A 13750-nucleotide genomic window follows, 5' to 3' on the forward strand; every position below is an offset into this window, starting at 1 on the left:
TGGTTGGGTGTTTGTTCCGCCCCCTGCTACGGGCGTCAGATGATCGGCGCGATGGTGGGGCCCGCTCAGCCCGCCAGACGAAGAAACTCGTCGAGTCAGGAGGGCTCAGACCGCCTACCAAACATTCCCACGCCACCGCCGCCGATCTCAAATGGAGGCTCTCCCGTACGGCTCCATTTGATGGCACTCCAGCGGTTCTCCATACGGTCTACGTCAGGTCCGACAAGATCGGCATTACGCCGGCGTCAGCCAAGATGAACTTCGACAGTAGCGCCGCGCTTCAAAGCCGGGCGACGTTCCCAACCTGTGGCGCGACAATTCTGGGTTCTTCCGCATATTTGGTGCAGGTGCGTCGTTCCCTTGGTTCCCCCGTCTGTTTCTACGGTCGTTAGGCGGCTGCCAGCAGCCTGTTTCTCAGCAGCGGATACCCGGAGCGCCCATACATCTGGCGCTTGATGGTCTTGAGACGGTTGATCTGTCCCTCGACGGGACTGGTGCTCCAGGGCTGGGTGATTGCGGCCCGAACAGCCGCAATGTCACGGCCGATGCCTGCTGCAAGGGAAGCCAGTTCGCTGTCCGTGGCGTCCTCGATCCATTGCTCGAGGCCGGCATCATCGTCGCCGCGTATCAGTGCAGCGAAACGTCGAGCCAAGTCACCCGCCTTCAAGAGTTCCGGCGCGCAGTCATAGAGATGGCCCAAGAATTGCTCGGTCTGCTCATCGAGCAAAGTCGTGTCTTCACTCAGCAGCCATGCACAGTTTCGGCATTTCAGCTCCTGTTCGTGAGCCACTCTGGCTCAGCTCAGGCAGAAATTCCACTTAACCCCCTGTTCAATTTTGCCGAGCCAGCTCTCACAAAGCAGGAATCCCGAAGAGTTCACCGGCCGGCACATGCCGGCCTTCATCCTGGCCTGTCGCCACGACCATCATCGTCAATCTTACGATGGTGGTATTCGCGAGCCGCAGCTGGACCGGCTTCGTCGTGAAGAACTCCTATGCCGCCAGCTAGGAATTCCATCGCAGCGGACGATGATAGGAGCATGGCGTGGCCCGCGCAGTCATGATGTCCATCTGCTCGTCCCTCAATCCGAATATATGTTGCGTCGTCCGAGGCCACGCTTTTCCGGCGGCGCGAAGCGCGTGATGCGTGTCCAAAACCTGACAGCAGCAGAAAACATGTCGGGTTCAATACAACCGGACATCTTGGACATTTGGAGGTTTTTCAAAGCGCAATCATGGGCTTATTGCGCGCTGAGCGTGCTGGCACGGCCTTTGCGAATTGAGATGCGGCAACACTGAGTGAAGGCTGACTGCATGCAGACGAACAAGACGAGCGATGCTCTCCTTTCCTTGAACCTTCTGCCCCGTCTCTACCGGGGAAACAAGCTCGCGCATAAAGCGCGCAATCTTTGGCAATAGCTTTGGAGAACAACATGGTGTTGCGTATGGAGTCCCCGGCTCCTCCCATCAAAGTGGACGACTGGCTGCGTGGCGAGCCCCTCACGAACTTCCAGCCCGGCAAGGTGTACCTCCTAGAATTTTGGGCGACTGGGTGCGGACCCTGTGTGGCGGCGATGCCTCATCTGATGCAGCTGCAGGAGGAATATCGAGACAGCGGATTTGAGGTCGTCGGAGTCGCAGCTAGCGAACAGGGCCCGACCGCGGAGGAGGCGCGGACCAGCTTGGATGCTTGGCTGACCGAGAGGTTCCCGAATCTGAACTATCGGATCGCGTTCGACTACACAGGCGAAATGAACAAGCTTTGGATGGAACCCAGCTTGTCCGTCGGGATTCCGGCCTCGTTCGTGGTCGACCGAGACGGCCACATCGCCTTTATCGGCGACCCGGCGGACCTCGAGGACGTTTTGCCGAAGGTTCTTAACGGCAGCTGGCGCAGCAGCGATGAAGCGAAAGCCGCCGATACACGGCGAGTCGCTAGTGACCAACGCACAGCACGCGAACTATCGCTGACCATGCCGATATACGCCAAACTTCGGCCGGCGATGGAGGCCGAGGATTGGATGGCGGCACTCACGGCCATCGAAGAAGGCCTCGCCTTAATGCCAGATGAAAGCGGGTTCCGGGAAACTCATGCGAATCTACTGCTTCACAAGCTGCGCGACATGCGGGCCGGCTTGCCAGCCATGCGCCAATTAGTCGAGGACGCGATCGACAAAAAATTCGTGGCCGTGTCTTGGATGGTCATGGCCCTGAACCAACTCTTCGATCCCGCGATGGAGAACTCCCATCTCCCCCAGGCTGAGCGCTTTGCGATGGGCGACAAGCTCTCGGAACAGATCCTGACACTCAATCCTCCACAAGGCGACGGCCCCCTTAAATTCCGTTGGTACCTCCCGGTCGCTCAGTATTATTACGAGAGCGGCAACAAGGATCGCGCGATTGAGTTGATCGAGGTGGCATTGAAATCTCTGGGTGATCCGGAGACAATGCCGGACCACTTCAAACAGTACTACCTTAGCCCATTGCTCCAAGCCCTGGCCAACTACACGGGTGAGAACGCCTGTTACGCGGATCTTTGCGTGGTTCCGCAAAACCAGGCTCCTGAAAATCAAGCCGCAGTCGCCTCATGAGCAAAGATCGCAAAGGGATGACAATTGGAATTGAACCCTGGCCAATTCGTCCAGTTTCTGCGGCGAGCCCGCGGTAAGTATGTCCATTGCAGCACAGGGCGCATCGCTTGCCGCAGGTTGGAGTTAAAATCTTGCGATGACCTCCGGCCGCATCGCCGGAGACGGGATGCTCGACGCGAAAACTGGGCGCGGTGGAAGACCTCGCAGTCGAGGACGTCTTCAAGGTCGGCCAGGGGGACATCACTTGCGTGGAATCGGCCCGGCCAAGCCGGACGTCGGCTGCGCAAGTGTGCCCGAAGTCGGCGTCCCCGAAAACAGAAATCGTCCATCGAGGACGAGGACTGGAAATTGAGGAGAAGGCGAAATGTCTGATGCCGCGGTTGGCCGTGCCATCAACGAGGAGTAGGCGGCCCTTGCCACCCCGTTTGTCAAATGCCTCGTGCGGCTGATCCGCGCTCAGGACTCCTACGGCTTGTTGGAAGGCAAATCGGACGCCACGCTGCTAGCCGACTTCATCGTCACCTGGCAACAGCGCCGTGCGATCCCTGTCATCGGCGATCCCGCTCCGGACGTGCTGTGGAGGCTGGACATGTTTTACACCGCCGTCGGGCTTGGGATCGAGGAGCGCTCCGGCCAGATGACATCGCCAATAACAGAGATGAAACCGATGGGGGCTTCGGGGCGCATGCTTTTCACGGTCGGGCGGTTGGTCGTTCTGTCGAGACGTCCACCAGTTCGGCTTCGAGACGTTCCGGAAACTCGCGGAGGCCGGTACGAAACTGGTCGACGATGCGACTGCTATTGCCTATCGCGACGTGGCGCGGGCGTGAAGAAACAACCGATTTCAAGGAAGGATTTATGTCAAAACTAGATGAGATGGCGACGAAAGTCCGAAAGCTTCAGCTGCGCGCGGCCGTTGCCAAGATGAAATTGCGCGACCTTGCAGAGGATCTCCCGGTCCAATGGACTGAGATAGAGGAGGTTGCGGAGAAAGCGTACGCCGTTTTTGCCGAGTTGGATGATGCCAAGAGAGAGCTCGCTGCAATGAAGAATTTACGATGAGGAGCACATTCACCACCCGCGACGGCTCCATATGGCTGCCGGAATATCTGACCGCTATAGATGGCAGGACTTGTATCGGCTGCGGGCGCTGTTTCAAGGTCTGCTCGCGCGAGGTCATGCACCTTCACGGCGTCGATGACGCGGGTGAAATCCTCGGCGTCTGCGACGGCGAAGACGACGACTTCGATGGCGAGCTCAATCGCATGATCATGGTTGTCGATAATGCCGGCCGCTGCATTGGCTGCGGAGCCTGCGGCCGCGTCTGCCCGAAGAACTGCCAGACCCATGTTGCGGCCGACCAGGTCGCAGCATGACTTGATGGGACAAACCAGGAGAACGGCGTTGCCCTTTAGAATCTTTTGTGGCGTGTTTGTGCTGGTCCTGTGCGGCAACGCTGTGGCTGTCTACTTCGCCTCGCATTCCATCCGTCTAGCAGTTGTCAGAGCTATGACGGAATTTGGGTGACTGGGTTGATCAAGCGGCGCTTTGCGGCTTCATTTCGATGACCTCGATGCTGTCCTGGAACCTGGCACCTGCGAGCTGTTTGGGCAACTGATTTTGTCCCTTCAATCTTCGCCAGGATGTTGCGGCGGCCATGACGAGCTTGAAGACCATCAGGCTGGCGGGAGGTCGAAATCGGGCTTGGCATCGTCCGATGCCACCTGCCCGGTTATAGCCGTGGAACTGGCTCAAGCTCGCCCGTATCGCGCACGTTCCGTCTTCCGACGCGTCACCGGCCAGAGCAAGGCGGTCGGCACGATCGGCTCAACGATCAGGAGGTCGCCCGCCTAGTCAAGCGGACTGCGCTCGCGGCTAGAGTACGCGGCGACTTGCCGGAAGGCAAACGCGGAAAGCTCTGCCGGCCATTCGGCGCTCGCCTCCCCGGCCAAAGTCGACGAGTGCTATTTACCCTGTGACAAAGGACATGGGGCGAACAAGTACATCCATCACTATTGACCACGGTCATAAGAGAGTTAACCGCCTTGATGCACGGCGATCGGTGGAGATCAGAACCGGCGCCTCAGTGATCGCGGCCAGCTTCAGCCCTTTGGTGAACCGGCATGCCCCTCTAGCCACCGTGCCAGATCACCTTCAAGATCCGCCGAAACAGAAAAGAAGTCCCAAAGGATCGGGTTTCAGTGCCTTCTGGACCTGCAGAGCCGGCGCGCGCAAGCCCTTGCGCCTCGGTGTGACCAGTGACAAGCACACCCGGCCGGAATTGAGACCGTCGGATCACCGGGGCGGTCCACCTGAGTCGAAATGGACTGGGCCGAGATGGAAGCGCGTCGTGCTCGAGGGGCGCATCGCTAAGGTGGCCTGGCGGGGGGCAGGACGCCCGAAAGGGGCCGCACGTATGCGGCACCTTCGGCGCCGTGCAAGAGCTCAGCATTGAAAAACCAGCACAAGGCGAACTCTGGCCGCAGAACATTAGCCGCAGCACCCACTCTCATCTTCTTCGGCTCTTTGCCCTCTTGAGGTTTTCTCACTGAGGCCGAGAAGGCGGCTATTGAGACGGCTCGACAATGTTCGGGTGTCGCCGAAGACCATCTCCACATCCTCGCGCGAGACGACATCACTGCCATCCCGTGCCAGGCTCCGTTGAGCCAAACGACGGACCATCTCCTTGACATAGGCCGCGCTGCTGTTCTCCGAGCGTGCGACGGCATCCGCCAGCGCCCCGTCTTCGAAGACGAGCGCACGACCATACAGCGCGATCAGCCGCTCGCGGCAACCGGCGTCGGGAAGCGGGATCTCAATTGCTTCGTCCACGCGGCCTGGCCGCGAGGCGAGCGCGTCCTCAATGTCCTCCGGCCGGTTCGTCGTCAGGAGGAAGAGGATATCTGCATTTGGTTCAAGGCCATCGATCTCGTTCAACAGACGGTTGAGCAAGCATTCGGCTTTTGGGCTGTAAATGTTTTCTCGCGACCGACCCACCAGATCCACGTCTTCAAGTACGACGATGCTCGGCTGAAGGGTGCGGGCCAACGCGATGTAGCACGCAATATCCGTTGTCTGCTCAGCCGTAACCAGAACGGTAGTGCGTCCGGGCAGATTGGCAGAAACATAACGGATGACGTGCGTCTTGCCTGTACCAGGGGGACCATAAAGCAGAATACCCTTTTGCGCGTGTTGGCCGAGGCGCTTCAACCCCTCTCGGTGTCGATCAAAGTCGAAGACGTTGGCATCAAGACGCGCCATAGTTGCCTCCGAAAGCACCACGTCGTTCCGGGGTACGGCGGGAAGGCGATGAACCCGAATCGTTCCCGGCATCCCGGAGTTTCGTGCATCGAATTCGAAAGAGAGAACCTTGTTGCGGTAGTATCGCGAGCTTTCGCCTGCCGCCTGGATTTTGCTCAGAAATCCGCGCGAGAAGGCGCATGCCTGCTCGCCAGGCAAATAGGCGATTTCCACTTGAACCGTTCGGCCGCCCCAGTGGTCAAAAAACTGCGATAGGAGGATCGCGACAGGCTCTTGGCCGATAAGGAACAACCAGAGGCCATTGTGCAGAGACGCGTAGGGCACATCTTCGCCGATATCGATGTCCTGATATTGCAAGGGTGTCAGCGCAACGGCGTCACCGTCGCGAATCACCATGTCCGACAGCTTCATGGCTTCGAACTCGTCCCACTGGTGGACGCCGATGAGCTTGGGAGATAAAGTCGTAATCTGCTCTTCAATGACCGTTTGAAGGTCAGGCAGCATATGGGCAGCAAACTTTCGGCGCGAGCTAGCGAGACCCGTCAAATCATCGGTTTTGAAATGCCGATTTAGTGCCTGCCAGGCATAGCGATCGATATCGGTCACAGCAGAATCCTTTTTTGCGGTTGAGGGAAGAACGATGCGACTGCATCATTTGTCGTTACGGCGCCGCCGAGCTCCCCCGAATTGCTCCCACCGGCAAGATTATCGAAGCAATTTGCGTGCCCGGTTGGCGCTCCGTTGGCGTTCCACCGCTTCCCGCTAGCCAGCGGCGCTTCTTGGCGACCTTTCGGTCGGCCTTGCGACATTCTAGTCCAGTTCCGGACACAAGAAGGTCTCGATACGCACGCTCGGCGAGACCAAATTGGAACCCCAAGCATGTAAACGTCGCACCCCAGCCCAATTCGATGCTCATCGAAGGCGCTTGCTGAAGAGCGGCTGGCCATTGGGGTGCTGCCACGGGCGTGCGTTCGCGCTAGTCGCGGCTCTGCGTACACAAAAACACGCTAGGGTAGACACTGTGCAATCGCTGCAATGCCCCCCGTGTGCGGTATTGCATGGGCTTGCGCTGTCTGGTCCGTCTTTTGCCAGCCGGTGCGGAAGCGTGAAATTCATCGCTACACAGAACTTTTGTTTCAATGCGATGACCTGGCGGCCATAGCGCGCACCCTACCTTGGCGAACACGTCGTCGAAGCCAAAGCGTTTGTGCAGAAGCATTTCATTGGAAATGGCATGCCGCTTGCTCCTCGTGCTTAGAGCCCATCAAACCACGAAGAAAGCGACTACCGGACCATGGTTGACACCCGAAGCCCTAAACGATCGACAAAGGCGACGGTGGTCGTCCTCGCTGAAGACCGGGACATCGTCCGGTTCGGAGATCCGTCCTCGGAGGTCGCTTTGCAGAGGGGGTCCGATGCCGACACGCCAGATGATGCTCGCGCATTTGCCGTGTACCGGTCCGCATCAGCTAGCCAATACGCTGAACCAGTTCAGCCACGCCAGTCTGTGGCGTGGAGACTCACATTTGCGACTCATACGCTTATCCCGCTACTGGCCATTTCCGGCTGTCAAGAGTTTCACCCCGGGCATGAGCAGTGGGTGATCCATGCCGGTTCCGGCGCCGCAGTCGCGGTAAGACGGATCGAGCCGCTCGAAAGTCCCCTCATCCCTCACATCGATACCGTTCGGGTGAGGAACATCTGGAGCCGGACCGTTCCCATGGATCGGGAGCCGCGTGGCATCATCTCGCGCCTGGTACGGGGCCCCAGCGCGGTACTCCCGCGAGCTCAGTCCAGTGCGCCAGTTTTTCTAGAGGAGCAAGCTGAATGACCGTTCAAAAAAAGGTTCCCTTCGTCACGTTTCTCACGCGTGTTCGCGACACCACGCAGGATCCCCGTCGCGCAAGATCGCCGGTAGCTTTCAGGCTGCTGTCAGCTAGGGCTGGCAAAAAAGGTGTTATCGGAACAACCAATCAGGAGACCTTATAAAATGAAAACTTCGGCCCAACTCGGCCAAGTTGGCACGAGTCTTGAAGCCCTTCGGTTCGAGGCGGCGAGAGCTGCCGACCGGCATTCATGTCGCGGGCAGCCGCGATGAATCGAACAGAAGAAGGAAAGCTACATGTCGGGCCTGCACAGCTTCGAGTCGGAGCAGACAAACGAGCATGGCGGACCAGGTTCTCATCGTCGACGACGACAGGGTCGCCTGTCCGCCCTGCTGAAGATGAAGCAATACTACACAGAGAAGTAACATGAAAAACAGACTTCGCGTATTGGCAATGGCGGCTATCATTGCCTCTTCCCTTCCATCCTTTGCGCTGTCAGAGATTTACGAATGTTGGATCGATGTCGAAAATCACAGTGACGTTGCAGTAGAAGAGCTCCACATAAAGCCCATCCGCGCCAAGCGCTGGGGTCCGGATCTTCTGGGTTCGTCCTACTTGGATCCAGGCTCCGAGATCATGGTGGAGCGGCCGGGCGGCTTGTGCCGCTTCGATGTGCTGATTGAGTACGAAGATGGCCGCAAAAAGGTCATCCGGGATATCAATCTTTGCGAGGAGGACGCTCTTAAAGTCTGACCCGCAACGCAAATGGAAAGGTCAGCCTCGAGGCTGACCTCAGACCGCTGACAAACCCCGTCGAATTTCGGCGGGGTTTGTTTTACGTGATTGAAGTGCTTTGGGAAGGTTGCGTCAGGAGATTTTGACAGGTTGAATGCTTTTTGGCTTGGCACGCTACATGCGCGCTGTTCAGCAAACGCGCGACTGAGTGGTCCCACCGCCACGAGAGCCGCTGACTTACGCCACCTCCCAAGGCGTACCCGGCCCGGCAGCGAGCTCAGTTTCCTGCCGGCATACGTGTTCAGACTTACTCGCGTTCAGAACAGCAGCTCATTCTAAAGCTGTGGAACTTTAATGGGAGAAGCGAAATAGGGGGTCCAGAGGAGCACTTTACCAAGCATTCACGCATTCACGCCTTCTTCATTGAGCCGCGCGGCGATCTTCTTCGCCGCGATATCGAGGGGTCGGCGGAACGTCGAATAACGCCAGCCGAGGCGCTCGCGCAGGGACTGGCCTACCGCGGTAATCCCAAAAGGCTGGTGACGATGCAGATGCAGAAGCCAATTATTGTTCTGAGCATGCTGTCAGCAAATTTGATCTTACCCGCGTACTTTGTGAAAAAGAAAACTGCCAAAGTGCGAAGAAAAAGACGGTTATCGAAATGATTACTTCTGCCATTATGTAAGGACGAAAAACATCAATGTTTATATCTGATCCCTTAGGTGCAGCAAGTGCCACCTACACTCGCATAAAGTTGCTTGCTTCGTGTAAGTTCGACACGTATCTCAACAGTATCCTGTCAGCTTCTCCTGCTCGAACGACAAGAGATCTCAGAGTCGGTTTGGAAAATCACGGATGGGCGTTTCTGCGTAGCATGATGCCGCCCATGGCGACGAGGATCATGGCCTGCGAGACATCGATGCGCTGCTCGTAATCGCGCACGAGGCGTCGCCACCGGATCATCCATCCGAACGTCCGTTCGACGACCCAGCGACGCGGTAGAACCTTGAAGCCTTTCTGGTCGTCGGCGCGGCGGATGATCTCGACGATGAAGTCGAGATAGCAGGCCTTATCCATCAGCTTGAGCCGGTCATAGGCCCCGTCGGCGAAGAGATGCTTGACCCACGGCCAGCGTTTGCGGATGCCGTCGAGTATCGCCTGCGCACCCGCGCTGTCGGAGATGTCAGCGGTGGTCAGGTTGACCATCAGGAGCCGTCCGTCCGTATCGACCGCAATATGGCGCTTGCGCCCGACGATCTTCTTACCCGCGTCGGTCGCGCCATATATGGGAACGCCTGATTGTAGGCTTAGGGCCAGACTTACGAGTGATTCCTCGACCGCAACAACGGTCACCGGGTCGCTTTGATAACTGTGACCCAAGGGGTCGCGAACCGGATGTGGATGTTTGCCAGGCAGGTATGCGTAGTCCGGGAAATTCTTTTCGCGAGGACGTGACATAGACCCAGCGATTATGAAAGCGCGTTGGCGGCAATTCCAGATGAAGTAATCGCTTGCGCCAGAGTGCCAGCGGTAAAGAAATATCTTGCGCTGCCCCGACAAAATGCGCTCATGGTGCCATTCCTCCATGGGCACGTGCGCCGGGAGGGCACCTCTAAAACGACCGATAGACCGAGGGAGGGCTCAACCCAATGAGCAGGGTGCCGCGCGCAGATGCGAGTCCAGCTTCGTCGGCGACATTTGCGCCGCTCGAGAATGCGACCTTTCGATCGATCTGGCTTGGCACCCAGGTCGCCAGCCTTGGCTGGCTAATTCAAACTGTCGCCATCAGTTGGCTGATGGCGACCATCTCGACTTCGGACGTTATGGTCGCCTTGGTTCAGGCTTCGACCACACTGCCCGTATTCGTCCTGTCGATCTTCGCCGGGGCCCTGGCTGACAACTACAGCCGCCGCAATCTCATGTTCGCTGGCTGGTGCATGATAGCGTTGTCCTCGGCGATGCTGACTGTTCTTGCGGCCCTCGGGATTTTCAATCCATGGATGGTTCTTGCCTTCAGCTGTTTGGCCGGAGCGGGCGCCGCTTTCACCGATCCTGCTTGGCACGCGTCGGTGGGCGATATCTTACGAAAACGCGAAGTCCCAGCCGCGGTCACGCTCATCTCGGTTGGATACAACGCCATTCGAAGCGTCGGCCCGGCGCTGGGTGGCATCGTCGTTGCCTCCTTTGGACCTCTGACAGCTTTCGCTGTGGCGACACTGACCTATGTAGCGCTGCTGTGGACCATAGGGCGCCGCAAATGGGATGTTCGCACCTCACCTCTCCCGCGCGAGCCTTTGACCACCGCCATCCATGACGGAGCGCGCTTCACGGCCCTGTCGGCGGAGATCAAGGCGGCAATCGCGCGTGGAGCGCTTTTTGGCCTGACCAGCATCTCCATACTCGCGCTGCTGCCTCTCGTTGCCCGCGATCAACTAGGGGGAGGACCAATCGTTTATGGTGTCCTGATGGCCGGCTTCGGGACGGGCGCCTTGTGCGTCGGCATTTGCAACAATGTCTTGAGGCGGTCGCTGTCCCAGGAGCGGCTGACAACACTGGCATGCATTGCCTGTGCGGCGTGCTGTCTATCTCTTGCTCTCACTACTTCAGTGGCGGTGGCGGCTATTGCGCTGGCGCTCGGCGGCGCGGGCTGGGTCGTCACCTGGACGGGGCTCGACGTGAGTGTCCAATTGGCAAGCCCAAGGTGGGTCGTCGGTCGCACGCTCTCGATCCACTATGCCCTCTCGTCTGGCGGTATCGCGGCCGGCAGCTGGCTGTGGGGCTCAGTGGCTGAGACCTATTCGCTTACCTTGTCCCTCGAGGTTTCCGCTGGAGCGCTGGTAATGGTCGCGGCCACCGGCTTCCTGATGCCTATCCGTCAATGGCAGGACTCTGATCAGGATCCTTTTGGCTTCGAAACGCCACAGCTCGCTCTCGACCTGAAGCCGAGAAGCGGGCCGATCGTCGTCAAGATCGAGTACTCAATACCGGAGGCAAACGTCGAAGCTTTCCTGGACCGGATGCAGGAACGACGGCGAGTGCAAAGCCGCGTCGGTGCTCGGCACTGGAACCTCCAGCGCGATCTTCAGGATCCTTTGCTTTGGACAGAAACCTTCCGCACGCCGACCTGGATGGACTATTTGCGGCTGAATCATCGCCTGACGACGGCGGACAAGGCGTTGGACCAACATCTGCTCGAATTGAACATGGCAAATCCGCCTCGTACCAAGCTTTCGATTGAACGACCGACCGTGGCAACCCAGAGGCGGGATCAATCGACGCGATTTTTCTTCCGGCTGTGATCGCCGGCTTTGGGTTGGTAGAGCTTGGGGGACAGCGAGATGACCGGTTTGGTGAGATTTGAGAGGCAAGTCGTGGTCCAGATTGGCCGCCACAGCCTAGAACGTGCCGTATTCGATGTCAATGATGCGGCCGCCATCTTGCTGCAGGTTTTTGGTCGTCAGACGGAGAAGCGCAGGGCAGCGATGGACGCCTGTTTGAAGGCTCTACGGGGTAAGGCTCATCCACCCGCCGCCCGAAGGGCCTTCGTCGCGGCCGCGCGCGAAGCAAATATCCTACGCGGCGATTAAAGGTCAAAAATTCGTATCGTTCATCAGTTCCTCCATTAGCCGAACGAGCGTTTAAGACGTCGAGCCCGCGTCGCCCGACGCTGACCGAAGCGGCGAGAAAATATGTAAAGAGCCGCTTTGGCTGACAAGAATGCACCGGTCTACGTCTTCAGCAACGCCGGCAAGCAGCGTAAAGTCTTCGCCCGAAATCAGGTGGTATCCGATCTCCAGGGTGAACGCGCCGCTGGCCGCCGGGCCTCAGGCTCTGCTGATCAAGGGCGGCGGCCACGCATCGGGACCTCGATCGACCGACATTCTGTTACTCCGCGATCAACAACCGATCCGCTTCGACACGCCGCGCCTCGCCGCATCGATGCGCGGGACGGGTTGCATGCTGGCCGGCGCGATTGCGGCGCACTTGGCGCACTCGCGGCCCCTTGAAGACAGCGTGCGAGGCAAGCTGTTTGTGTTCGAGAAGCTCTTGAAGCATGCAGTCACATGACAGCGAGTGACGATCGGAAGAGTTGGACTAGCGACGACGCTTCTCCAACGAAAGCGAATTAAAGCGCTTTGCAAGAACTGGAAGGGCTGCAGTTTTCTTTTTTCGCGGTCCACTGAAAAGTCTTCAGCCTAAACATGACTATTGTGGTTCGCCTGTCGTATTTCCGAACGCCATTGCACGGTAAAGTGACCGAACCTCGTCGCTAGCATGGCACGGAAGGCCAGGAGGCCATCGTACAAGCTGAGGCACCACAAGATGGCGTAGACCGTCACGCTCTTCAAAAAAGAATATTCGGGGGATCGTCATCATTGATCCGGCTGCCGGGAGGCTCGGGCAGCTGAAAGAGGGCGATGGCTATGATATGGTCAAGGACGGGATGGCATGATTTGCGTCAGGCACCTGCACGGATCACTTCTCAAAAATGGCAGGCCGGTCCCGGCATCGAGACGCCGTCGCGAGATTTTCGAGGTGGCGGTAGCTTCGCTGTCTGTTGTCCGCAGGGTGAAGTCCGTAGCAGATGAGTGTGCGCTAAAAGGCATGGCCGCTTCCGCAAAGCGGAGGCGGCTACAAAAGCGCAATCGATGCGAATTTCGTGACGATCACCGTCGTGTCCTTCAGCATGATTTTGCGAAGGCCCACGGTCTCCCGCGCGTCGGGCGCCGTCAGACTGCTCGTCGGTAAGTCCAGAGCTGTGCGGGCGGGATGTTGCGGACGACGAAATCATAGTGAGACACGACGTAGCGGTCGGGCATTTTGATCACCGGCGACAAAGGTCCGTAGGTGATTTGATCACGGGCCTCCCGCGAGGAATTCGGGCGAGCAAATCCTCGAGCAACGCAATGCACTGTTCCATTGGAAAGCTCAACAACGGCACCGCACTTATCACACAGTCGAATTGCTCCCCGCTCCGCTCGGCCAGCACTTCCCCCAGCGCGAACGCATCGCCCAATCGAAAATCCACGCCCGGAAGGGCTCCCGTCAGGCGCTGATAGAAATCCTTGGAATATTCGACCGAAATCAGCTGATGCGGCTTGATGCCTCTTTGCAGGATTGCCCTGGTGATGACGCCAGTTCCCGCGCCAAGTTCAAGAACCGGCAATCCGGATGCCGGGTTAATCACGCTTGCCATGCGACGCGCGGCATGAACGGACGTTGGCATGAGCGCGCCCACTCGTTTCTTGTCCTTCTGCCAGCCCTTGAAGAATTGCACTTCCTCTTCAAACTTCCTGCCGAGGCGCTCCTTCAATCGAAAGACCATATCATGCTATGG

The 13750-nt window shown here is 58.3% G+C and carries 10 protein-coding genes and 5 pseudogenes; 10 read left to right on the forward strand and 5 right to left on the reverse strand.

The genetic code is table 11. From position 1 onward, the window contains the following. Window positions 1–388 precede the first annotated feature (388 nt). Window positions 389–790, reverse strand: coding sequence for a transposase (locus tag AC0V7N_RS38720; protein WP_475461333.1), 402 nt, complete (start codon window positions 788–790; stop codon window positions 389–391). Window positions 791–942: 152 nt separating this feature from the next. Here AC0V7N_RS38720 and AC0V7N_RS38725 point away from each other — a divergent pair, with 152 nt between their 5' ends. From AC0V7N_RS38725 to fdxB, 5 genes and pseudogenes are all read left to right on the forward strand, one after another. Continuing rightward, window positions 943–1008: a hypothetical protein gene (locus AC0V7N_RS38725; RefSeq protein ID WP_258581237.1), complete on the forward strand. Its 66-nt coding sequence runs from the start codon at window positions 943–945 to the stop codon at window positions 1006–1008. Window positions 1009–1432: 424 nt separating this feature from the next. After that, window positions 1433–2590 (forward strand): redoxin family protein, encoded by a 1158-nt coding sequence (locus tag AC0V7N_RS38730; protein ID WP_496628173.1) that lies wholly within the window; start codon window positions 1433–1435, stop codon window positions 2588–2590. 364 nt (window positions 2591–2954) lie between these two features. Continuing rightward, window positions 2955–3420, forward strand: a pseudogene (locus AC0V7N_RS38735) (NifX-associated nitrogen fixation protein). Between the two features lie 28 nt (window positions 3421–3448). Next, on the forward strand, window positions 3449–3652 hold the full coding sequence (locus AC0V7N_RS38740; protein WP_496628174.1) for a CCE_0567 family metalloprotein: 204 nt from the start codon (window positions 3449–3451) through the stop codon (window positions 3650–3652). Then, window positions 3649–3966 (forward strand): ferredoxin III, nif-specific, encoded by a 318-nt coding sequence (fdxB, locus tag AC0V7N_RS38745; RefSeq protein WP_258600069.1) that lies wholly within the window; start codon window positions 3649–3651, stop codon window positions 3964–3966. Before AC0V7N_RS38740 ends, fdxB begins: the two co-directional genes overlap by 4 nt. 160 nt (window positions 3967–4126) lie before the next feature. On the opposite strand, the pseudogene AC0V7N_RS38750 reads toward fdxB, so the two are convergent. Next, a pseudogene (locus tag AC0V7N_RS38750) lies at window positions 4127–4276 on the reverse strand (IS256 family transposase); the annotation flags it as partial. Between AC0V7N_RS38750 and AC0V7N_RS38755 the strand changes: the two are divergent. Then, window positions 4267–4609 (forward strand): annotated as a pseudogene (locus AC0V7N_RS38755) (site-specific integrase); the annotation flags it as partial. The pseudogenes AC0V7N_RS38750 and AC0V7N_RS38755 overlap by 10 nt on opposite strands. A 471-nt stretch (window positions 4610–5080) precedes the next feature. On the opposite strand, the gene AC0V7N_RS38760 reads toward AC0V7N_RS38755, so the two are convergent. Then, window positions 5081–6457 (reverse strand): AAA family ATPase, encoded by a 1377-nt coding sequence (locus AC0V7N_RS38760; RefSeq protein WP_258581067.1) that lies wholly within the window; start codon window positions 6455–6457, stop codon window positions 5081–5083. 1646 nt (window positions 6458–8103) lie between these two features. Here AC0V7N_RS38760 and AC0V7N_RS38765 point away from each other — a divergent pair. Next, entirely contained in the window at window positions 8104–8430 is a 327-nt protein-coding gene (locus AC0V7N_RS38765) for a hypothetical protein (protein WP_258581068.1), read from the forward strand. Window positions 8431–9261: 831 nt separating this feature from the next. Here the strand turns inward: AC0V7N_RS38765 and AC0V7N_RS38770 are convergent. Further along, window positions 9262–9684: pseudogene (locus tag AC0V7N_RS38770) on the reverse strand (IS5 family transposase); the annotation flags it as partial. Between the two features lie 377 nt (window positions 9685–10061). On the opposite strand from AC0V7N_RS38770, the gene AC0V7N_RS38775 reads away from it, so the two are divergent. The 3 genes from AC0V7N_RS38775 (at window position 10062) to AC0V7N_RS38785 (ending at window position 12480) form a co-directional block, all read left to right on the forward strand. Beyond that, window positions 10062–11711 carry an MFS transporter gene (locus tag AC0V7N_RS38775; RefSeq protein WP_496628175.1) on the forward strand — a complete coding sequence of 550 codons (1650 nt, stop codon included), beginning with the start codon at window positions 10062–10064 and terminating at the stop codon, window positions 11709–11711. Between the two features lie 39 nt (window positions 11712–11750). Next, on the forward strand, window positions 11751–11999 hold the full coding sequence (locus tag AC0V7N_RS38780) for a DUF982 domain-containing protein (RefSeq protein ID WP_496628176.1): 249 nt from the start codon (window positions 11751–11753) through the stop codon (window positions 11997–11999). 211 nt (window positions 12000–12210) lie between these two features. Then, window positions 12211–12480 carry a bifunctional hydroxymethylpyrimidine kinase/phosphomethylpyrimidine kinase gene (locus AC0V7N_RS38785; RefSeq protein ID WP_496628177.1) on the forward strand — a complete coding sequence of 90 codons (270 nt, stop codon included), beginning with the start codon at window positions 12211–12213 and terminating at the stop codon, window positions 12478–12480. A 662-nt stretch (window positions 12481–13142) separates the two neighbouring features. Here the strand turns inward: AC0V7N_RS38785 and pmtA are convergent. Next, window positions 13143–13738, reverse strand: a pseudogene (pmtA, locus tag AC0V7N_RS38790) (phospholipid N-methyltransferase PmtA). Window positions 13739–13750 lie beyond the last annotated feature (12 nt).

The sequence above is a fragment of the Mesorhizobium kamtschaticum genome, assembly GCF_056174585.1.

Coding starts and splice junctions, on each gene's coding strand:
- AC0V7N_RS38730 (WP_496628173.1), top strand. CDS start 1,433: ATGGTGTTGCGTATGGAGTCCCCGGCTCCTCCCATCAAAGTGGACGAC.
- AC0V7N_RS38740 (WP_496628174.1), top strand. CDS start 3,449: ATGTCAAAACTAGATGAGATGGCGACGAAAGTCCGAAAGCTTCAGCTG.
- fdxB (WP_258600069.1), top strand. CDS start 3,649: ATGAGGAGCACATTCACCACCCGCGACGGCTCCATATGGCTGCCGGAA.
- AC0V7N_RS38765 (WP_258581068.1), top strand. CDS start 8,104: ATGAAAAACAGACTTCGCGTATTGGCAATGGCGGCTATCATTGCCTCT.
- AC0V7N_RS38775 (WP_496628175.1), top strand. CDS start 10,062: ATGAGCAGGGTGCCGCGCGCAGATGCGAGTCCAGCTTCGTCGGCGACA.
- AC0V7N_RS38780 (WP_496628176.1), top strand. CDS start 11,751: ATGACCGGTTTGGTGAGATTTGAGAGGCAAGTCGTGGTCCAGATTGGC.